This window comes from Pseudobacillus sp. FSL P4-0506 (assembly GCF_038003025.1).
Lineage (GTDB): Bacteria > Bacillota > Bacilli > Bacillales > Domibacillaceae > Pseudobacillus.
In genome coordinates this window covers 820,478-840,375 of the sequence record NZ_JBBOOI010000001.1, presented here as the reverse complement: position 1 = coordinate 840,375, position 19,898 = coordinate 820,478, and the positions used below count along the sequence as shown (strand labels likewise).

The 19,898-nt window shown below is 43.7% G+C and carries 22 protein-coding genes; 4 read left to right on the top strand and 18 right to left on the bottom strand.

All coding sequences use genetic code 11. The annotated features are described in order from the left end of the window. Window positions 1-210 precede the first annotated feature (210 nt). Window positions 211-1,848 (top strand): hypothetical protein, encoded by a 1,638-nt coding sequence (locus MKZ02_RS04180; protein WP_340852017.1) that lies wholly within the window; start codon window positions 211-213, stop codon window positions 1,846-1,848. Then, window positions 1,841-4,630 carry a DEAD/DEAH box helicase gene (locus tag MKZ02_RS04175; RefSeq protein WP_340852016.1) on the top strand — a complete coding sequence of 930 codons (2,790 nt, stop codon included), beginning with the start codon at window positions 1,841-1,843 and terminating at the stop codon, window positions 4,628-4,630. Before MKZ02_RS04180 ends, MKZ02_RS04175 begins: the two co-directional genes overlap by 8 nt. A gap of 133 nt (window positions 4,631-4,763) precedes the next feature. Here MKZ02_RS04175 and MKZ02_RS04170 read toward each other — a convergent pair whose 3' ends face one another. Together MKZ02_RS04170 and MKZ02_RS04165 are read right to left on the bottom strand one after the other, a co-directional pair. Continuing rightward, window positions 4,764-4,913, bottom strand: coding sequence for a hypothetical protein (locus MKZ02_RS04170; RefSeq protein WP_182917035.1), 150 nt, complete (start codon window positions 4,911-4,913; stop codon window positions 4,764-4,766). Window positions 4,914-4,939: 26 nt separating this feature from the next. Continuing rightward, a complete protein-coding gene (locus MKZ02_RS04165) occupies window positions 4,940-5,305 on the bottom strand; it encodes a single-stranded DNA-binding protein (RefSeq protein ID WP_120035239.1) in 366 nt (121 codons plus the stop codon). 239 nt (window positions 5,306-5,544) lie between these two features. Here MKZ02_RS04165 and MKZ02_RS04160 point away from each other — a divergent pair, with 239 nt between their 5' ends. Next, the gene (locus MKZ02_RS04160) at window positions 5,545-5,979 is read left to right on the top strand and encodes a YwpF family protein (RefSeq protein WP_120035241.1); all 435 of its coding nucleotides are present in this window, start codon (window positions 5,545-5,547) and stop codon (window positions 5,977-5,979) included. Between the two features lie 123 nt (window positions 5,980-6,102). Here MKZ02_RS04160 and MKZ02_RS04155 read toward each other — a convergent pair whose 3' ends face one another. From MKZ02_RS04155 to MKZ02_RS04115, 9 genes are all read right to left on the bottom strand, one after another. Next, window positions 6,103-6,276, bottom strand: a complete 174-nt coding sequence (locus MKZ02_RS04155; RefSeq protein WP_182917036.1) for a hypothetical protein — start codon at window positions 6,274-6,276, stop codon at window positions 6,103-6,105. Then, on the bottom strand, window positions 6,276-6,674 hold the full coding sequence (locus tag MKZ02_RS04150) for a hypothetical protein (RefSeq protein WP_340852015.1): 399 nt from the start codon (window positions 6,672-6,674) through the stop codon (window positions 6,276-6,278). Before MKZ02_RS04150 ends, MKZ02_RS04155 begins: the two co-directional genes overlap by 1 nt. Window positions 6,675-6,932: 258 nt before the next feature. Continuing rightward, the gene (gene fabZ, locus MKZ02_RS04145) at window positions 6,933-7,355 is read right to left on the bottom strand and encodes a 3-hydroxyacyl-ACP dehydratase FabZ (protein WP_120035246.1); all 423 of its coding nucleotides are present in this window, start codon (window positions 7,353-7,355) and stop codon (window positions 6,933-6,935) included. Between the two features lie 14 nt (window positions 7,356-7,369). Beyond that, on the bottom strand, window positions 7,370-7,513 hold the full coding sequence (locus MKZ02_RS04140; RefSeq protein WP_340856324.1) for a DNA-directed RNA polymerase subunit beta: 144 nt from the start codon (window positions 7,511-7,513) through the stop codon (window positions 7,370-7,372). 81 nt (window positions 7,514-7,594) lie between these two features. After that, window positions 7,595-8,413: a flagellar hook-basal body protein gene (locus MKZ02_RS04135; RefSeq protein ID WP_120035250.1), complete on the bottom strand. Its 819-nt coding sequence runs from the start codon at window positions 8,411-8,413 to the stop codon at window positions 7,595-7,597. A 21-nt stretch (window positions 8,414-8,434) separates the two neighbouring features. Beyond that, on the bottom strand, window positions 8,435-9,271 hold the full coding sequence (locus MKZ02_RS04130) for a flagellar hook-basal body protein (protein WP_340852012.1): 837 nt from the start codon (window positions 9,269-9,271) through the stop codon (window positions 8,435-8,437). Between the two features lie 240 nt (window positions 9,272-9,511). Beyond that, a complete protein-coding gene (locus MKZ02_RS04125; protein ID WP_340852011.1) occupies window positions 9,512-10,513 on the bottom strand; it encodes a rod shape-determining protein in 1,002 nt (333 codons plus the stop codon). 208 nt (window positions 10,514-10,721) lie between these two features. After that, entirely contained in the window at window positions 10,722-11,003 is a 282-nt protein-coding gene (gene spoIIID / locus MKZ02_RS04120; protein WP_120035257.1) for a sporulation transcriptional regulator SpoIIID, read from the bottom strand. 322 nt (window positions 11,004-11,325) lie between these two features. Beyond that, window positions 11,326-12,240, bottom strand: a complete 915-nt coding sequence (locus MKZ02_RS04115) for a M23 family metallopeptidase (protein ID WP_120035259.1) — start codon at window positions 12,238-12,240, stop codon at window positions 11,326-11,328. Window positions 12,241-12,415: 175 nt separating this feature from the next. Here MKZ02_RS04115 and MKZ02_RS04110 point away from each other — a divergent pair, with 175 nt between their 5' ends. After that, window positions 12,416-12,850 carry a VanZ family protein gene (locus MKZ02_RS04110; RefSeq protein WP_259455632.1) on the top strand — a complete coding sequence of 145 codons (435 nt, stop codon included), beginning with the start codon at window positions 12,416-12,418 and terminating at the stop codon, window positions 12,848-12,850. Window positions 12,851-12,874: 24 nt separating this feature from the next. Here the strand turns inward: MKZ02_RS04110 and spoIID are convergent, their stop codons facing one another. The 7 genes from spoIID to atpG all read right to left on the bottom strand — a co-directional run bounded on the left by spoIID (window position 12,875) and on the right by atpG (window position 19,839). After that, entirely contained in the window at window positions 12,875-13,885 is a 1,011-nt protein-coding gene (gene spoIID, locus MKZ02_RS04105) for a stage II sporulation protein D (protein WP_340856323.1), read from the bottom strand. A 276-nt stretch (window positions 13,886-14,161) separates the two neighbouring features. Continuing rightward, entirely contained in the window at window positions 14,162-15,478 is a 1,317-nt protein-coding gene (gene murA, locus MKZ02_RS04100; protein ID WP_120035263.1) for a UDP-N-acetylglucosamine 1-carboxyvinyltransferase, read from the bottom strand. A 29-nt stretch (window positions 15,479-15,507) separates the two neighbouring features. Further along, complete coding sequence (locus MKZ02_RS04095) at window positions 15,508-16,227, bottom strand: YwmB family TATA-box binding protein (RefSeq protein ID WP_340852007.1); 720 nt, start codon at window positions 16,225-16,227, stop codon at window positions 15,508-15,510. Between the two features lie 210 nt (window positions 16,228-16,437). Next, a complete protein-coding gene (locus MKZ02_RS04090) occupies window positions 16,438-16,674 on the bottom strand; it encodes a DUF1146 family protein (protein ID WP_120035267.1) in 237 nt (78 codons plus the stop codon). Between the two features lie 118 nt (window positions 16,675-16,792). After that, the gene (locus MKZ02_RS04085) at window positions 16,793-17,200 is read right to left on the bottom strand and encodes a F0F1 ATP synthase subunit epsilon (protein ID WP_120035269.1); all 408 of its coding nucleotides are present in this window, start codon (window positions 17,198-17,200) and stop codon (window positions 16,793-16,795) included. A 22-nt stretch (window positions 17,201-17,222) separates the two neighbouring features. Next, complete coding sequence (gene atpD, locus MKZ02_RS04080) at window positions 17,223-18,641, bottom strand: F0F1 ATP synthase subunit beta (RefSeq protein ID WP_120035271.1); 1,419 nt, start codon at window positions 18,639-18,641, stop codon at window positions 17,223-17,225. A gap of 337 nt (window positions 18,642-18,978) precedes the next feature. Further along, window positions 18,979-19,839 carry an ATP synthase F1 subunit gamma gene (gene atpG / locus MKZ02_RS04075; RefSeq protein ID WP_120035273.1) on the bottom strand — a complete coding sequence of 287 codons (861 nt, stop codon included), beginning with the start codon at window positions 19,837-19,839 and terminating at the stop codon, window positions 18,979-18,981. Window positions 19,840-19,898 lie beyond the last annotated feature (59 nt).

Genomic DNA, 19,898 nt, shown 5'->3' with positions numbered 1-19,898 from the left:
TTACAGGACAACCTTCTACCCGGCTCGTCTTATGCTTGTCGCCGATAGGCGGGTGCTCTCCGCTTTTCTTAAACCATCTTTTTTCTGTTGCTTTTTTGTTTTATAATGAAAAGATATGAAATTTCTATGAGAGCGTCTTTGTAATAAAGATTTTTTCCTGTTTCTTGTAGAAAGAACCCTAGTTTTCCTAGGGTTAAGGAGGTCTCAAATATGGCGGTTGAGTTAGAAACATTGAAGGGTCAACTGGATGCTTTCGGCGCAGAATTAAAGATAGAATTGAGCTCTGCTCAATCTAAGGATCAAGAAATTATGGAAGCGGGGTTCCGTCAATATTCAAACGAGCAGGTGGCGCTCAATCACCTGTCCACCGGCCTCATCAGTGGTTCGGTCGCACAGCCTGATGGCGAATCATTTCAAGTACACCTCGATCTCTCGTCCCCTCATTTAAGCAGCTGCACCTGCTCCCAAGACGGCTGGTGCGCTCACCAACTGGCAATTTTCTTCGAAGCTCGCCAGGAGACGGCAAAGTCTGCTTATGACTTTTTACGTGACTGGCAAACAGTAAAGCCTGATCCGGCTGCGATTCCTGGTGTGATGCGGGCCAGCGATTTATTAAAAACAACGATGGCGGCCAATGATGGACCAGAAGCTTGGATGAAGCGTATAGAACACGCAGCAGAGGAGCGTCTGGCGGCCCGTTCTGTTCATAAAAACCCCTATATTGTTGAATATGAAGGGAAGCAATTATATGAGTATTTATTAAAGCAGCGGCCAGCGAAAAGAGAATGGCAGCCGCTCTATGAATTGTATGTAAGCTTTGGATTGCTGACCTTTACCACAAAGTTGTTTAGCGGAACGACACTTTCTAAAGAATTGTTGCAGCGCTCCTGTTCCTCTTTTTTATTTTATATTGTAGAAGAAGCAGCCGATGCGGCTGAAGATATCGGGATGCACGCTCTGCCGTTTGAATTCGATCCATATATTCATTACTTGCGTAAGGAAACGGCTTCCCTTCTGGCTTCCGAGAGCACGGTGTTTACTGCCCAGCGCATCGATCTGTACCGTCAGTTATGGACTACTCTTTTCAAACGAGAAGCGTGGCGAAACGAAGAGCGCCAGCGACTGCAATCGCTGCTTCAGGAAAAGCAAGAGCTGACCGTATCTATTGGCTACTTGCACCACCTTTATTTGGCAGACGAGCTGGATGCCTTTATGGCCTTTGCTAAACATCTACCTGATACAGGAGTCGATTTATACCTTTTCTGGCTCATGGAAGCATCCAATGGCAAATACTATGAAAAGGCACGAATGCTGATCAAAATTATCGATCAAAAACTGGAAGGCTATTTGCAGCAGCTTGAACAAAGCGGCAGCATACAGAGCCGGCGATTTGTCCATTGGTTTTTAACCTATATCGATTCTGATTGGCTCATCGAAAAAGAACCTGTGCTGTATAAAAGCCTGCTGGAACGCATGCTTCCCTACAGCTATTCAGAGCTCAGCTTCTATTTCATTCAGACCGAACGATACAGAGAATGGGTAGAGTTACAATTATGGATGGATAGTGAGCTGCCGGATCTTGACCGCAACGGGCTAAAGGAAGCAGCTAAGCAGGCGCCACAGGAGGTATTGCCGCTTTATCATCATGGTATTCTTCGTTTAATTGAAGAGCGCAATCGCGCCAGCTACAAAAAAGCGGTTCGCTATTTAAAACGGCTGCGGACATTATATAAAAAGTTAAAACGTTCCGATCGCTGGGACGTCTACATTCATCTCTTACTGGAAAAGAAAAAACGGCTGCGGGCTTTCCAGGAAGAATGCAGAAAGGGTCAGTTAACGGATGCTTAAAACGAGAAAAATCATAATTCATATGGAATGGCTTGAGGATAAACATTTTTTTCTCCGGGCAGCCGCGGAAAATGGCCGCCCTCTCCCTCCCTCTGAGTGGGTAAAGCAACTGTTTCTCAGTCATGAAGAGAGCTTTTATGGTTCTCTGCTTGAGGAGGCTTCTTACCATGGGGAAGCAGGGATTCTTCTCTCTTCCTGGCAATGGGTCACCCTATTTAAAAATGAACAATTCAACCGCTTTATCCGTTGGGAATGGGATGAAGTGGGGGATTTCAGCCTTGCTGCCGCTCCGGCTATCTATGAAGCGATTACCGATGGGAGTTTCGTGCCTCACTTTACAGAAGAGGGCCTCTCTTTTCAAGTGCCGGACTCCGTTTGGGAAGAATTCGCCCCTGACTTTTGGGAGGAAGCGGTTGTAGGAATAAGCAATCGCGAGCTGGTCGCTGTACTTTTTCAAGCGTGTGCGGAACAAGCATTTAAAGAAGCCGGTGGCGCTCAGGCAAAAGTCAGCCGGCTAGCTGGCGGAAAATTGACACCGGAGGAGCTAAACCGCTATTTCGATGCAGACCGCTGGCAGGAATGGCTGAACATGGAGGACAGCGCCACTCCGTTCTCTGCCGGTCTGCGTTTGACAGAACCCGAAAATGATCATGATCATTGGACGCTTGAGTGTGTGCTCATTAGTCGGAAAAACAATGAAAAAATTTATCCTCTGGTTGGAAAGATCCCAAAGAGCTGGCAACTTTATCTTTCAGAAGCCGAGGAAGAACAAGCACGCTGGCTGCGGCTCTTCCCTTGGTTGGAGGAAGAAGGATCACTTTGTTCGAGCTTGTCGGAAGAGCTGGCTTTTCTCTTTCTGACGGAAGCAAGTGAAAAATTGATCCAGCTTGGCATTCCGATTCTTTTGCCTTCTTGGTGGGAGTCCATCCGGAATACATCTTTGTCATTATCCGCAAAAGTGTCTACCACAGCAACGAGCAGGCCATCATTTGTGGGCTTGCAGGCTATTCTTGACTTTAACTGGCGCCTGTCGATGAACGGCGCTGATTTATCTGAGGAAGAATTTATGGAGCTGGCTGCGAACAATCGCCGGCTGGTAAAAGTAAATGGAGAATGGATTCAGTTAGACCCCGAAATGGTGCGCAAGATTCAAGGGCTAATGAAAAGAGCCAAAAAGGAAGGCTTGCGGCTGCAAGATTTGCTGGAGCAAGAGTTCGTTCCTGAAGAAGAGCCAACTGATGACTGGAGCGATCCACGGCTATTTGCTCATATTCAAATTGAACTGAACCGGTCATTCCGTAAAATGATGGCCCAGTTAAAAGACACGTCTTCTATTCCGCTCATGTCTGTCCCTGCTGATTTACACGCTGAATTGCGGCCATACCAACAGTTTGGCATGAGCTGGCTGTTGTTCTTGCGCTCATGCGGATTTGGCGCAGTACTCGCAGACGATATGGGTCTTGGAAAGACCATCCAGCTCATTTCTTACTTGCTTCATGTCAAAAGCCAAGAACAGCCTACAGCTCCGGCGCTGATTGTTTGTCCAACCTCTGTTCTTGGCAACTGGCAAAAAGAGCTGGAGCGTTTTGCACCAAATCTACGGGTCATGCTTCACTATGGAAACAGTCGGAAGCAGGGAGAAAGCTTTGAACAGCTCGCCAGTGAAACAGACGTAGTTTTAACCACATACAGCCTGTCTCACCTCGATTTTGAAACCTTGTCAGCCATTGAATGGAATACCGTAGCGCTCGATGAAGCTCAAAATATAAAAAATGCCCAAACAAAACAATCCCGTGCTGTGCGCAAACTAAAAGGCCGACATCATATTGCATTAACCGGGACACCAATGGAAAATCGACTCGCTGAACTGTGGTCCATCTTTGACTTCACAAATCATGGTTATTTAAACAGTCTCGCTCACTTTCAGAAACATTACATTGTACCGATCGAAAAAGATGGGTTAAAAACTAGAATTGAACAGCTCCAAGCAAAAATTCGCCCGTTTTTATTGCGGCGGACGAAAAATGACCCGGATGTTGAATTGAATCTTCCTGAAAAGCTGGAGCAAAAAGAATATTGCCCGCTTACAACTGAGCAAGCGGTGCTATATGAACAGCTCGTTAATGAAACAATGGAAGAAATCCGAAGACTGGCGGCTTTTGAACGCCGAGGGCTCATTTTGCAAATGCTCAATAAAATTAAACAGCTGTGCAATCATCCAGCACTTTATTTGAAAGAACAGGAGCCGGCACATATTGTAGAACGTTCAGAAAAGATGAATAAGCTGATCGAGCTGACGGGAAATATTATTGAACGTCAGGAAGCCTGTCTGGTTTTCACTCAATATATTGGCATGGGGGAAATGATCAAGCAAGAGCTTGAAAAGCAATTTGCAATTACTGTTCCTTTCCTGAGTGGAAGCACGTCCAAGGATCAGCGTGACCGCCTCGTTGCCGAGTTTCAAGAAGGCCGCTTCCCAGTCTTTTTACTTTCGTTGAAAGCAGGTGGCACTGGACTGAATTTAACTGCCGCCAATCACGTCATCCATTTTGACCGCTGGTGGAATCCAGCCGTTGAAAACCAGGCAACCGACCGAGCTTACCGGATCGGCCAAAGCCGGTTCGTTCACGTGCATAAGATGATCACAACGGGAACGCTGGAAGAAAAGATTGATGCCATGCTAGAGAAAAAACAAGCACTGAATGATGAAATTATTAGCAGCGACCAGTGGATCACAGAAATGACTGATAATCAATTGAAGGAACTTTTAGAATTGAGATAGCCCATGCGAAAGAGCCAGCTCTGAGGAAGAGCTGGCTCTTTTATGAAGGACTATTTCGAGGATTCGTTATGCGTAGAGCCTGTTCGGCTAAATTGAATGGATGATTGAGGTATCATCTACAACGGATCATGGATCATTGTGCAGCCGGCTGTGGATTTTTCTGAAGGTGCTGATGTTCTAAACGTTTTAGTTTTTCTTCAACGACGCGGAGTCTGGCAAGGGTTTTGCCGAGGCAGTAGGTTACTTCTTCTAATCTTTTTTCCAGGCGTTCATTTGAAATCATTCTTTTCTCCCTCTTCTCTTTTCCATCTAAGGTATGGGCAAAATCGGCAGGAGCTCGGAAGAAGTGCCGGAGCGTTTCTTATCCATAAATCGGACCGTATGAACGCTTACTTCTGTTACATACACCTTTTTCCCATCCTTATTTTCATAATTCCGTGTCTGAATGGTACCAAGCACACCGATTAACGATCCTTTTTGACAGTACTTGGCCGTATTCTCCGCTGAATGGTTCCAAACCGTACAATAGATAAAATCGGTTTCTGCTATCCCCTCTTGATTGCGGTACGGGCGGCTTACCGCCACCGTCATATTTAAGAATGGACGGCCATCCGCCGTATATTTTACTTGGGGATCTTTCGTCAGCCTGCCAACGAGTGTCACTTGGTTAATCAACCCTGTCCCTCCTTTCTGTTAAGATGCTTTTATCATAATCAAGCGGGCATGAAGAGTAAAAACGACATTTCAGATATAAGCATCCATATTTTACAAATAATTGACGTTTATCTGCAAAAAGAGACAAATGCTTCTTTAGAACGTAAAAAACCCACCCATTCAAGTTTGTATGGTTCTTTATGGGAACGTGCTATACTTTCTATTAGGAAGCCATTGAAAAGGAAGGGAGCGTTATTTGCATGAAAACCTTTAAAATTGCCGGCTTTTATCTTGCCGGGCAAAACGAAGCCCAAGAAATCGAGTTACTAGATGGGTTGATCATTAATAGAGAAGATGACAAGCGTTCCTGGCTGATTGAACTATTTGTTCATCCAAAGTACGAAGAAGTATTCCATCAATGTAAAAAACAAGAAGACGAGCTAAAGGTTGAGGTGCTGATTACTCATCCGAATAATGACCCAGCACTCTTTTTCGCCCAAGTGAGAGGATTAAACCATTTAGAGGGCGGTCTCAGCATCCTCCTTGAAGGACGGCTTCGGCAAATGAGAAATGAATACGCTAAGCAGGTTCTTTCCGATCTTGTACACAAAGGATTAAGCGGGGAAGATCTAATCGATTCATTTAATACTTGCTTGAAGCAGAGAAAAAATGCTCCATCCGTGAAAAAAACCTAAAAGCCATCCGGCCTGATTATCAGACCGGATGGCTTTTTCTATTGACCCGGCTCATAATTGGTCCTCTGAGTGTGGACGAGCAGAAGGCTATAAAAAAAGAGCTGGCTTTTCTGCAGCCGCTCTTTAGTGGATAAGGCCAGACTCAAGGTCATTCTGGCCAGTATCGATTGTATGATAGAGTTTTTGGATTATATATTGAATGTCCTGCTTTCGATAGGCGCGGACCGGTAATTCTTTCTCATAGACCTGATAATAAAGAATGGCAGCAAGAGATAGCTCTAATTCATTAGCTGGCATCAGCTGCTCTTCTTTTTTTTTAGCTGATCAGTTAAAAGCTCAATATAAAACTTTGCTTCTGATCGGCAGGAAAAGTCAAAATCAGTACCCATTTTCTTTTGCAAAACAGCAAGTTCTTGGAGCTGCTCTGCTATAGGCTCTTCCGAAAAGACTTTTTCAATGACTTCATTAATCTTTGCAGCCAGCTCTTCATGGAACTCGGGGCTTGATTTCATTTCGCTGTCCACCTTGCTATACCAAGAGGAGCTTGTATGAATGTAAGTTCTCCACTCATCCATGAAATCTTCAAAGCGATATGCTTTTTCATCCCATGAAATTTTAGCCATATATTGTTCAAATGCTATTTTAATTGAACGAGTGATACTTATTTTTATACCTTGCGATAAACTGCTTAACATTTACAACAAGTACCTCCTAGAGAGTCTTGATGAAACCCTGTGAAAATGGTAACATCTATTACTTTATCACATCTATACAGGATTTGACAAAGTTTTTTCAAAAAAACAAATGTAGGAAAATTTTAATGGCTTTCAGGAAAAAGGGCTGGCTCGGCTATAGTGCTGCCTGCCTATAATCTTTAAACTATCATATCATTCTCTTATATAAATGCCAAAAAATAAAAACAGAGAGCAAGAGTCTCTCTGTTTTTATTTTACTTATTTTAAGGCAAATGTAATTTCAGCTTCACAAGCAAGTTCACCATTTACTGTTGCAACAGCTTTCCCTTTTCCAACAGGCCCCCGCAAGCGCGTCATTTCCACTTCAAGGCGCAGCTGATCACCAGGTACTACTTGGCGTTTGAAACGGCAACTGTCAATGCCTCCAAAGAAAGCAAGCTTGCCACGGTTCTCTTCTTTCATTAACATGGCCACCGCTCCTACTTGGGCGAGAGCTTCAACAATTAACACGCCGGGCATCACCGGATAGTCCGGAAAGTGGCCATTAAAGAACTCTTCATTGGCTGTTACATTTTTTATACCGACCGCTCTCTTTCCTTCTTCTACTTCAAGGACTTTATCAACAAGCAAAAATGGATAGCGGTGCGGGATAATTTCTTTAATCTGTTGAATATCTAGCATCTTTTTCCTCCAGGTCATAATAAGCTATTTACCAGTACCTCTACTAAGTGTATCCATGTTGCGGGCAGAAAAACCTCAAGCGGGTTTCCATTCCCGACGACACTGTAGCCCACTATGGCTCCTACTGTTGCAAAGAGTGCGAGCAAAAACAAATTCACGACAAACCGGCCAAGAGGTGTGAGCCTGGTACGCTTTTTTTTCTTTCTTTGCAAATCTTCAGTCACATTGTTTCGTCCCCTCTAGCGTACGCCGTTAATCAGCCCCATCATTTGGTCGGCCAGAGAGATTGAGCGGGACTGAAACTGATAGGCCCGCTGCACGTTTGTCAAATCTGCCATTTCCTTTGCAAAATCAACATTCGATTTCTCGAGTGCACTTTGCTGGAGGGCAACATTTGTCCGATTAGCTGCGGTTACTTCCTGTACAATTTCATTTTCTGGGACAGCCGGATTATCAGGCATCGTCAATAAATTCGACCCTACCTGCGTTAGAAATTGCGGCCGTCTGACTTCTACTACTCCAATGTTAAATGCTTGTCCACCAACGCGCAACCTGCCGCCCGCCTCAAGCGTAATATCCCCATTATTCGGATTGAAAGTAATTGGTTGATTGTCTTCTCCTAGAACAGGATGGCCTTCTTTAGTCACAAGCATGACTTCGTTGTTATTAACGGGAGTAACTGCAAATGATCCATCACGCGTATAATGAACTTTGCCTTGTCCATTTTCCTGAACGAGTACTTTAAAAAATTGATTTTCTTTTGTGAAAGCAAAGTCTAGTTTGCGGCCAGTCTGCGCTATACTCCCCTGCACACCCACTAATTGTGACTGGCTAATCTTTGCGCCAGTTCCGACACGAATACCATTTGGTGTTAAACGGCCACCCTCTGCGTCTGTGCGCAGCATATTGTTTACATTCTGGTTTATCAGATCTGTAAAAGAGGCTTCTCGGCGCTTGTATCCGTTTGTATCAAGATTGGCAATATTATGGCTTAGTATATCGAGCTTTTGCTGCAACTGACCTAATGTATTAGCAGATGTAATTAATGTTTGATTCATTCAGTATCCTCTCCCGGAAGATTAATTCACTCGGCCGATTTCATTAGCGGCCTTTTCCATGCTGCGATCATAAGCAGCTAATACTTTTTGGTTCGCTTCAAATGTCCGGTAGGCAGACATCATATCCGTCATCGTCCGGGCAGTGTCTATATTGGAGCCTTCCAGAAACCCCTGCTGCATGCGGAATTGCACATCATTACGGGCATCCACTTCAGGAAGCGTGCCATTCTCCAAACGCAGCAGGCCGTTTCCCTCTTTTATTAAAAGATTGGGATTTTCCGCAAAAGCCAGGCCGATCCGGCCAACTGGTGCCCCTTCTTCTGTAATCTGGCCATTTTCATCAATCATTATATTGTCTGAATTTAGCTGAATACGGTTTCCAGCTGGATCAAGAACATAATGACCACCCGCTGTTGTTAGAAAACCGGCGTTATCCAATGTGAAATTGCCATTTCGCGTATAACGCTGAACGCCGTCTTGACCTTGTATTTTAAAGAATGTCATTCCCCTTTGTCCAGTATCTTCATTCACAGGTACATTGACATCTAAAAGAGCTACATCCGTCTTTAAGCCTGTTTCCCGTAAATCTCCCTGAGAAAAGTCAGGCATCGTTTCCTGCATATATACTCCAGTATTCAAGGAACCTATTTGCTGGTGAAACGGGAGATTCAACTGTTTCTGAATAGGCACAGATCCTTGATCGATCCGCTGCAAGAGCATTTCCGGAAAAGCGCGCAAGGAAGAACGATCCGCTTTATAGCCGGGAGTATTGGCATTTGACATATTATTAGAAAGCATTTCAGTTCGCCGCTGCTGGGCAATCATACCCGAAGCTGCTGTATAAAATCCGCGAAACATATATCCACCTCATCAAAAATAAGATCTTCTCTTGACATTGACATTCCAGAAACCGTGAAGCAACTCGCAAGTGCTGATCTTTCTTCTATATAACTTCCATCTCAGTCTATCTACTTAATTTTTAGTCCTATGTTTGCTTTATTATATCACTCTTTTTCATCGGCCAAAAACTAGAAAAAGTTAATAACATTTGCTCATTTAAATAAAAATTTAAAAAACGAGATGAGCCGCTCATCTCGTTTATGCTAACTTTACTTTTGACAATTTATCTATGTTATCAAGCATGATGCCCGTTCCTACTGCTACGCTATCCATTGGATTTTCTGCAATAAATACCGGCACCTTCAACTCTTCGGCCAATAGCTGATCAATGCCGTGAAGCAACGCACCGCCCCCAGTTAAAATCACGCCGCGGTCAATAATGTCAGCGGATAACTCAGGCGGCGTCTTTTCAAGCACATCTTTTGCCGCTTTCACAATTACAGCTATCGACTCTCTAAGAGCTCCTTCAATTTCCTCCGAATTAACCACTAACAGGCGCGGAAGACCAGAAACCATGTCACGGCCGCGAATTTCCATCTCTTCGCTGCGTCCGCCTGGATAGACGCTGCCGATTGTAATTTTAATGTCTTCAGCTGTGCGTTCCCCGATTAACAATTTATACTCTTTCTTAATGTAATTTAAAATTTCATTGTTAAAATTGTCACCGGCCATTTTAATAGAAGCAGCTGTCACGATCGAACCCATGGAAAGAACAGCGACATCCGTCGTACCGCCGCCAATATCAACCACCATGTTGCCGCTCGGTTCGAATATATCCATTCCTGCTCCAATCGCTGCCACTTTCGGTTCTTCTTCTAAATAAACAGTTTTCCCGCCGCTTTTTTCAGCAGCTTCACGGATCGCTTTTTGCTCCACGCTCGTAATGTTCGTTGGACAGCAGATCAAGATGCGCGGCTTTGAAAGCAAACCTTTTAAGTTCAGCTTGTTCATAAAATGCTTTAGCATCGATTCTGTTACGTCAAAATCGGCGATCACCCCATCCTTTAGTGGACGGATAGCTATAATGTTTCCTGGCGTTCTACCGACCATACGGTGTGCCTCTTCACCTACAGCAAGGACCTTATTCGTATTTTTATCAATGGCCACGACTGAAGGCTCGTTTAATACAATTCCTTGGCCTTTCACGTGAATCAATACATTTGCTGTCCCCAAATCAATTCCAATGTCCTTTGAAATCATTAGAGCAGCCCCCCTTTTTTTATTAAATAGTTTTTATTTATTTCCATCTTTTTATGTCTATTTTCGTATGAATCAGAAAGAGTTCCCAATTTTTTATTCTACCATACTTGACATGAAAAAGCCGGATTATTTGTAAATTTTCTCATTTCTTCACACGCAAAAAAATCCGCCCCACGAGGCAGATTTCCTTTTTTATTTATGCGAATGATCATACTTCAGCTCCTGAACCACTTGCTTTTCTTAATGCGTCTGAATACTTTTTCTTTGTCGCTTCACCCCCGCGCAGGTGACGAATAGATTTGTGATAATCCAGAATTTCTTTCACCTGCTGAGCAAGTTCTGGGTTCACTTCCGGCAGCCGCTCCGTCAGATCTTTATGCACAGTACTTTTCGATACTCCAAACTCTTTTGCGATCACCCGCACGGTTTTCCTTGTCTCCACGATATACTTACCAATTCTGATTGTCCTCTCTTTGATGTAATCGTGCACACCGCTCGCCTCCTTCATTGGATGTGAGACGTGTGAAATGAGACTCGCTTTCGCTTGAATGAAATAATATAAACCCGCATGCAGCAGTGCCTGCACGCGGAAAGAAAGCTCTCACTTTCTTCTCTTCGGCAACTAGACTGCTCTTGTTATCATCAGGTATTTGTTCGTCTAACGACTCCTCACCTCAAACCATCCCTTTTGCTTTATACAGGTTTTATTATTACTATATTGGGGTTGGCAGGAAAATATGTACAGGAGTAGGGAATTTTAATTAAAAATGGCCAGGTTCCATTTGCATAGAATAAATAAAAACAGCAGCCCATTATGAGCTGCTGTCATCCTTTTCAATCGTGCTGCTATTCTGTTCTTGACTAGAAGGACTTTCTTCTGTTTCTTCAACTGACTCTTCTGTCGCATTGTCAGTGGATTCCTCTGTCGTACTGTCGGTAGATCCCTCTGTTGCACTGTCAGTGGACTCCTCTGTCGTACTGTCGGTAGATTCCTCTGTTGCACTGTCAGTGGATTTTTCTGCTTGTACCGGCTTAATTGATTCTTCAATCGCCGCTACCGTTTTATTAAAACATTCAAGTGGGTTGATAGCTACATTATCTTTGCGCACTTCAAAGTGCAAATGAGTGCCTGCTTTTTCGTTAAAGAGACTTTTACCAGCTTTTGCGATAACATCCCCTTGGGAAACTTGATCGCCTTCTGCTACTTTAATATCTTTTACTGATTGATACTGCGTGACAAAACCATCAGCATGTTCAATCACAATAACGTTGCCCAGCAAAGCATCGTTTTCCTGTACCTTCGTTACTTTTCCGCTTAAAGCGGCTGTAACATTAAATGTTTTGCCTTCTTTTGTTGCATAATCAATTCCTGTGTTTGGCTGGTACGTATTATTATAGACTACAAGAGCTTCTTCTTGTTGTTTTTCAGAGGCCTTCTCATCATAAAAGTTGGTTTTGATGACTGCTTTGTCTTCATCTTTTAAAGGCAAAGCCATTTGCTCCACAGATGAATTGACTTCTTCCGCCGGCTGATTAAACATTTCCTCATCTACAGCACTTTCTTTCGGGCCTTTCACTTGCTCTTTCCCCGGGCCTGCCATTTGGTACCAGACAATGCCTGAAATTAAAATTGCGGCACTCATTAAGTAGATAGCAGGGAACACCCAGCGGTTTTTAAAGATTTTTTTCAGTTTTTGAGAAGTGTTTTTCTTTTCTCCCTCTCTCATGTTCATCACCTCAGCAACCAGTGTGAACACTTTCCAATGAATCTATACCTCCATTTGGAAAAATTTTCGTTTTTGGAAAAAACGTTATAAATATGCCACAAAACCGAAAATGAGAGAGTGACAAATCATGATAGAATGGGATAAATCTTATAATCAGTTAAGGTGGTGTATCTATTTGAAAAGATTGGCAAAAAGCTTGTCCACTATTGCTCCTTTTCTCTATATGGCAGCCGTATGGATGATGTCTAGTATGCCGGATAATGTGATCATTGAACTCCCTCAAAGTGAGGTAGACCGCTTTTTTAAAGAATCCCTACATTTAATTGAATTTGCGATTTTATATAGTTTAATTGTTAATGCTTTTTTAGCCCATGGGCGCTTCACAAGCACCGTTCACTTGGCGGCCGCTTTAATTGCCTGCTTCTATGGATTTATTGATGAAATTCATCAGGCGTTTGTTCCGTCGCGTTCCGCTACGGTCATTGACGCAGTAAAAGACGTGACAGGAGTACTCGTCTGCTTTTTTATCGTTCAATTTACGTATTTTCAGCGGCCGGACAGTTTAATCAGTCGTCTAATGAACAAGTTCACTCATTGGGCAAGCTCCTAACTCCTTGTGTCAGATAACAAGGAGTTATTTTTTTGCTGTCACTTTTTCTTTCACAAAGCTTTCGGCGCTCTCTATTTTCGTCTGCTGATAATAATGAGCGATAATTTGTCTGTAGTTTTTCCCTTCTTTTGCCATGCCATTTGCGCCGTATTGGCTCATTCCCACTCCATGTCCATAGCCTTTCGTCGTAATAATCATATTCCCCGACTTCATGACCCAGCTGAAATCAGACGAAGCTAGTCCGAGTTTTTCACGTACTTCCCTTCCCGAAAACTCTTTTCCGCCAATCTTTACTGAGGCAATGCGTTTTCCTGGAGTACGAGCAGTAATTGTACCCGCCTCTGCTGTTTCTTTTACAGATACCCCCAGTTTCCTTTCAAACTCGGCGAGCGGCATCACCTTTTTAGAACTATATTCAGGAGAAGCTTTATCCCAAGGACTTGCTACACTCTTTAAATAAGGAAGCGGCTCATTCCAGTAGTCTTCTGAGTTCTCTGTGTAGCCGTTACTCGTTGAAAAGAAGGAAGCGGTAATCGGGGTGCCATTGTGCGTGATAATTTGTCCTGCTGTTTCTTGTACAGCCTCATCAATTTTTTCGGATTTCCATGTAAAATCATTCCCCCAGACTTTCTTTAACTCTTCCTTTGTTTTAAATACTTGGTGAGCAACAGTGTCTGTCACATTTGCCTGGCCATTGACTTTACTGCCACTCATGATCTGCTTGACCACAAATGTTCTCGCTGTTAAAGCTTGGGCTTTTAGTGCTTCCTTTTCAAATGAAGCTGGCATTTCTGCCGCCACTACCCCGGCTACATATTCCTCAAGCGGAAAAGTTTCCGTCTGCTTAGTATTTGAGCGAAATACTGCTACTTCTACAGCCGGCTCCTGCAAAGCTGCTTCAGGTGTTTTTTTCTTGGTTGTTTCGGCTGCTTCCTCTTCTTCTGATGAAAACAAAATAACGAGTAGCGAGGGAACAATAACAGCAACTGCAATGAGTCCAGCAAGGAGAAAGGAGATAGAGTGTCGTTTTTTCATCAAAAAGAGGCCTCCATTTATAGTATTGAGCACAAAGTGAATGCTCACATTTAAGAATATGGCAGGCACTGTATCGATATGACTTTTTTCTTTCTCCCTTACTTTCTGATGTTGGATCAAGGCTTTTGCTTGCTGTTTCTATCCGCATCATACATCCACATAGATCCGCTTGGCCAAATGGTTCATGTATTAGGTAAGTAGTAGTCACCTTTTGCTGCAAAATGAATAAATAAAAAGAAGCTGCTCTGCAAACTAGCAGAACAGCCTCTTTGAAAATTAAGCATTAATATCTGTAATGATTTTTTCAGAAGATGAAGTCGGCATTTCTTCCTCTTCTTCCTTTACTCGAATAATATCTGCGCCGAGAGCGGCCAACTTGCCGTGGAAATTAACATATCCACGATCAAGGTGCTTCAGCTCTGTTACGCGTGTATAACCTTCTCCAACAAGGCCTGCTAGAATTAACGCAGCGGCTGCACGCAGATCAGTGGCTGCCACCTCTGCACCTTGAATGTCTGCCGGGCCGTTAATGATGACCGAACGGCCTTCAATTTTAATATTGACGTTCATGCGGCGAAACTCTTCTACGTGCATAAAACGATTTTCAAATACCGTTTCAGTAATCATGCTCGTGCCTTGTGCTTTTAGCAGTAGAGCCATCATCTGCGATTGCATATCTGTCGGGAATCCTGGATGAGGCATTGTTTTAATGTCAACGGCCTTCAAAGCTTCAGGACCAACCACGCGCACACCGTTTTCTTCTTCTGTAATTTGCACGCCCATTTCCTTCAGCTTGGCAATTAATGAAGACATATGTTCAGGCACAGCCCCTTGAACAAGTACATTGCCGCCTGTAATAGCAGCAGCTACCATAAAGGTTCCAGCTTCAATACGGTCAGGAATGATTGTATGGTCAGCTCCCTGAAGCTCATTGACACCTTCAATTCGAATCGTTTCCGTACCGGCACCGACTACTTTTCCGCCCATCGCATTCAGCAGGTTAGCAAGGTCTACAATTTCCGGTTCTTTAGCTGCATTTTCAAGTACAGTCGTGCCGTCAGCTAAAGCAGCGGCCATCATAATGTTTTCCGTGGCCCCTACGCTTGGAAAGTCAAGATAGATTTTTGCTCCTTTTAATCGTGTTGTCACTTCAGCCTCAATGAAACCATTTTCTACTCGTACAACCGCACCCATCGCTTCAAATCCCTTTAAATGCTGATCGATTGGGCGCGAGCCAATGGCACAGCCGCCTGGCAAAGCCACTCTTGCTTTTCCTGTACGTGCAAGCAATGAACCCATGACAAGAACAGACGCCCGCATTTTGCGTACATACTCAAATGGCGCCTCAACGAACAACTCTTCAGATGCGTCTACGGTTACTGTATTATTTTCAAAGTGAACCTGACAGTTTAGATGACGAAGTACTTCATTTATTGTATATACATCAGAGAGAGTCGGTACATCCCGAATCACACTCTTCCCTTTACTGGCTAATAATGTAGCGGCGATGACCGGCAGAACTGAATTTTTTGCGCCTTCTACTTTCACAGTTCCGCTTAATTTATGACCGCCGCGGACGATAATTTTTTCCAAACTTTTCCCCTCCGCGTCCAATTTATATATTAATATTCAATCGTAATGAGAGGCGTGCCTATCACAAAATTCGTCTCAGTGCCTCTCTGTTTTTTTCTTAGTCCAACTTGTACATTCATTTCATGATCCGAGAGCGGAAGATTGCTCGTGAAACGCTCCGAATAAATAGATAAAGAGTAGAAGTCCGTTTCAGAAACAGCTTCTCTTTTTTCAGCTTTCCAGTTCGATAGTAATTTATCAAGTTGATTTGACAAAACTTCTTCAAGTGTACCATCAAACTTCCCTTTGATACAAGTAAAAATCTGTGGCGTTCTATGGAAAATCTGTGAATATGTAGATTGAAACTCTTTTGCCAAGAAGGATCTAATCTCCTTTTCATCGGCTGCAGTGACAGAATAGAGCATGTAGGCAACACCTCCGGCTGTGTCAGAAGAAATCACTTGGATCCTCTGTTGAACGGTTCCTTGTGTGTGTTCAAAAAGATAGCCATGAGTATTTGCCGTATCAAGAGACGTAACTTTCCATTCGGTTAAGAAGGCTTGAAGTCTGTGAGCCGCCACATCCGGCTCTTCTGTCAAGCGTTCGCGAGTATGTAAGGTCCATTCTTCGATCGATCCATTCACACCATTCACACTGTCAGTTAAGAGCAGCAAAGAACTGCCTTCGCCACTTGCAGTTGTGTTATTCCCCATTAAAAATACAATGAAACAAACTATTAACAGATAATATCTACTTTTTAATAGATTCATTGATATCCTCTCCCTTACTACCAGTGTGACCTGGGTGGGAAAAGATAAACAGGGAAAAACACGACAAATTACATGCTTTGTCGACAATGCCAATTGTTCAAATATTCACTTGTGTTTATATAGAAGCCTTGAGAGATATAAATCTCCCTAAAGAAATAATATACAAAATAGAAAAAAATACAAGCATGTAAGAAGAACTATTTTCAAATTTTATTGGAATAAAAGCGGCAATTGGCGGGACCACATGAAGTAATCAAGGAAGAAATTGCTGACCGATGAACCGATCGCAATGGATAACACTATAAATAACAGGCGCGCTTGGAACACATGGTTGGCTTTAATCAATTGATCCAACCGAATAGCCTGCAGTGCCCAAAAGGATAAACCGATAAAGACAAGATGTGACAAGATACTGAACAATGCATCCTGCCCAAAATTTGCCATCATTTGCACCCCTCCCTCATTGACTAGATTTATAACAATTTTATATTAACGATGAGAAGAGCAGACAACTTTCCTTCTCTTTTAGAGGAAAAACCTCCCGTTTCCGGAAGGTTTTTCATTGTTATACTCTGCCTTCATAAACGTCAATACGGTTAGTTGCCCGTTTTAATGCTAATTCAGCACGTTTAAAATCTATATTGTCTTGTTTATTGCTCAGTCGGCTTTCTGCTCTTGCTTTAGCCTCTTTTGCCCGGGCAATGTCAATATTTTCCGCTGTTTCAGCCGCTTGTGCTAATATCGTCACCTGATCTGGACGGACTTCTAAAAATCCGCCGCTGACCGCGACCAAATCAGGTTTTCCAGCGCCTTTGTTTAAGCGAACAGCGCCAACTTGTAAAGGGGCGACCATTGGAATATGCCCTGGTAAAATACCAAGCTCACCTGTCTGAGCTTTGGCACTTACCATTTCAACATCCGATTCATACGCCGGGCCATCAGGAGTGACGATACTGACTTTAAATGTCTTCATTGTTTAACCCCCTGGTCCCTTATTATACCTCTACGCCCATTTCTTTCGCGCTGGCAATTACATCTTCAATGCCACCGACTAAGCGGAATGCATCTTCAGGAAGATGGTCATATTTGCCGTCAAGAATTTCTTTGAATCCACGAACAGTCTCTTTAACCGGCACATAAGAACCTGGCTGGCCAGTAAATTGCTCCGCTACGTGGAAGTTTTGTGATAAGAAGAATTGGATACGGCGCGCACGTGCCACGACCAATTTGTCTTCTTCTGAAAGCTCATCCATACCGAGGATAGCAATAATATCTTGAAGCTCTCTGTAACGTTGCAATGTTTGCTGCACTTGGCGTGCTACACTATAGTGTTCTTCCCCAACAATTTCTGGAGAAAGGGCACGAGATGTAGAAGCAAGTGGATCCACCGCTGGGTAGATACCCATTTCTGAAAGCTTACGCTCAAGGTTTGTTGTTGCATCTAAGTGAGCGAATGTTGTAGCTGGAGCCGGGTCAGTATAGTCATCGGCTGGTACGTAAATCGCTTGGATAGATGTAACAGAACCCACGCTTGTAGATGTAATGCGTTCTTGCAATTGACCCATTTCAGTAGCAAGTGTCGGCTGGTAACCAACCGCAGAAGGCATACGGCCTAAAAGGGCAGAAACCTCAGAACCTGCTTGTGTGAAACGGAAAATGTTATCGATGAAGAAAAGAACGTCCTGACTTTGCTCATCACGGAAGTATTCTGCCATTGTCAAACCTGTTAAAGCAACACGCATACGTGCACCAGGAGGTTCGTTCATTTGGCCGAAAACCATCGCTGTTTTGCTAATAACGCCAGAATCGCTCATCTCGTGATAAAGGTCATTTCCTTCACGAGTACGCTCTCCAACACCAGCGAATACAGAGATACCGCCGTGCTCTTGAGCGATGTTGTTGATCAATTCCTGAATAAGAACGGTTTTACCTACACCGGCACCACCGAAGAGACCGATCTTACCACCTTTAATATATGGAGCAAGCAAGTCTACTACTTTAATACCTGTCTCAAGAATTTCAACTTCTGTAGAAAGCTGTTCGAAGCTAGGAGCTGCACGGTGAATCGCATTGCGCTGTGCAGTTGCAGGAATCTCTTCATTTAAGTCAATTGTTTCACCGAGTACGTTAAATACACGGCCAAGTGTAATGTCTCCTACTGGTACAGAGATCGGCTGACCCATGTCTATTACTTCTGTATTACGCTGTAAACCGTCTGTTGAATCCATGGCAATCGTACGCACTGTATCATCGCCTAAATGGATAGCTACCTCAAGCGTTAACTCAACGGCGTCTTTATCAGCTTGTGCAGCAATTTGCACTTTTAACGCGTTATAGATCTCAGGAAGTTGGCCGCTTTCAAACTTCACGTCAACGACCGGACCCATAACTTGAAGAACGCGTCCTTTGTTCATCTCTTTCCCTCCTGTCGTAATCGCTCAATCTATCATGTTGTGATCATTCATTACATGTAATATTGTCTAGCTGCAGGCGCTTAGCGGCTAGTGGACTTCCTGCTCCTTCTTGCGATAAGTCAACATCGGATCGCTCACGCTCTTCGTGTTTCCTTTATCTCATGCGGAGCTGTCCAGTCCATACGCCGCTGGATAAGCACCTTCCGCTTTTCTGGTCTAGCTGCAGCGGCCAGCTCGTACGGCAGTTTCGGTCTCTCTGTCGGAGTCTGAAGAACGACTCCTTGTCGAGCCCTCCAACCTCCTATCGGGCTGATCAGGCCGCTTTCGCTTTTCTAGACTACTCTAACGCTGCTACGCCGCCGACAATCTCTGTAATTTCTTGTGTGATTGCCGCCTGACGTGCACGGTTGTATTGCAATGTTAATGTATCGATTAATTCTTTTGCATTGTCTGTTGCAGTTTTCATCGCAGACATCCGGGCAGCATGCTCACTGGCTTTGCCGTCAAGAAGCGCACCGAAAATCAAGCTTTCCGCATATTGCGGAAGAAGAACTTCCATAATCTCCTCAGCTGCCGGCTCAAATTCATAAGCCGTAAGCTTTTGAGAAGACGTAGCAATATCAGTTAAAGGCAGCACTTTCTTTTCTGTTACATCCTGCTGAATCGCGCTGACAAAGTGATTGTAGTACATGTAAAGCTCGTCGTACATTCCTTCTGAGAAGAAGCTGACCGCTTTGTTTGCGATATCTTTAATGTCAGAAAAAGAAGGCTGATCAGGCAAGCCGACGATGTCTAAGCCCACGTTCATTCCCCGATGAAGGAAGAAATCGCGGCCCATACGTCCAACTGCAATAATTACGTATTCATCTTTAGAAGAATGACGTTCTTTAATTTTGTTGCTGACAAGGCGAAGAATGCTGCTGTTATAAGCTCCCGCCAAACCGCGGTCAGAGGTAATAACCAAATACCCGGTTTTTTTAACGGGGCGGGAGACTAGCATCGGATGTGTTACATCTTTGCTGCCAAGAGCAATGGATGCGACCACTTCCTGAATTTTTTCCATGTAAGGAACAAATGCTTTGGCATTTGTTTCGGCACGGTTCAATTTAGAAGCGGAAACCATTTCCATCGCTTTTGTGATCTGGCTCGTCTTTTTAGTAGAAGTAATCCGAGTCTTTATGTCGCGTAACGATGCCACTGGTTCTCACCACCCTTTTTTATGTTAGAAATTTACCTAGAAAGAGGGAAGGATCATTT

Excerpts from the sequence above, each read along its gene's own strand:
- MKZ02_RS04180 (WP_340852017.1), top strand. The coding sequence starts at position 211 with ATGGCGGTTGAGTTAGAAACATTGAAGGGTCAACTGGATGCTTTCGGC.
- MKZ02_RS04175 (WP_340852016.1), top strand. The coding sequence starts at position 1,841 with ATGCTTAAAACGAGAAAAATCATAATTCATATGGAATGGCTTGAGGAT.
- MKZ02_RS04170 (WP_182917035.1), bottom strand. The coding sequence starts at position 4,913 with ATGATTTCAAATGAACGCCTGGAAAAAAGATTAGAAGAAGTAACCTAC.
- MKZ02_RS04160 (WP_120035241.1), top strand. The coding sequence starts at position 5,545 with ATGAAAACCTTTAAAATTGCCGGCTTTTATCTTGCCGGGCAAAACGAA.
- MKZ02_RS04155 (WP_182917036.1), bottom strand. The coding sequence starts at position 6,276 with ATGCCAGCTAATGAATTAGAGCTATCTCTTGCTGCCATTCTTTATTAT.
- MKZ02_RS04150 (WP_340852015.1), bottom strand. The coding sequence starts at position 6,674 with ATGTTAAGCAGTTTATCGCAAGGTATAAAAATAAGTATCACTCGTTCA.
- fabZ (WP_120035246.1), bottom strand. The coding sequence starts at position 7,355 with ATGCTAGATATTCAACAGATTAAAGAAATTATCCCGCACCGCTATCCA.
- MKZ02_RS04135 (WP_120035250.1), bottom strand. The coding sequence starts at position 8,413 with ATGAATCAAACATTAATTACATCTGCTAATACATTAGGTCAGTTGCAG.
- MKZ02_RS04130 (WP_340852012.1), bottom strand. The coding sequence starts at position 9,271 with ATGTTTCGCGGATTTTATACAGCAGCTTCGGGTATGATTGCCCAGCAG.
- MKZ02_RS04125 (WP_340852011.1), bottom strand. The coding sequence starts at position 10,513 with ATGATTTCAAAGGACATTGGAATTGATTTGGGGACAGCAAATGTATTG.
- MKZ02_RS04115 (WP_120035259.1), bottom strand. The coding sequence starts at position 12,240 with ATGAGAGAGGGAGAAAAGAAAAACACTTCTCAAAAACTGAAAAAAATC.
- spoIID (WP_340856323.1), bottom strand. The coding sequence starts at position 13,885 with ATGAAAAAACGACACTCTATCTCCTTTCTCCTTGCTGGACTCATTGCA.
- MKZ02_RS04095 (WP_340852007.1), bottom strand. The coding sequence starts at position 16,227 with ATGAATCTATTAAAAAGTAGATATTATCTGTTAATAGTTTGTTTCATT.
- MKZ02_RS04090 (WP_120035267.1), bottom strand. The coding sequence starts at position 16,674 with ATGATGGCAAATTTTGGGCAGGATGCATTGTTCAGTATCTTGTCACAT.
- MKZ02_RS04085 (WP_120035269.1), bottom strand. The coding sequence starts at position 17,200 with ATGAAGACATTTAAAGTCAGTATCGTCACTCCTGATGGCCCGGCGTAT.
- atpD (WP_120035271.1), bottom strand. The coding sequence starts at position 18,641 with ATGAACAAAGGACGCGTTCTTCAAGTTATGGGTCCGGTCGTTGACGTG.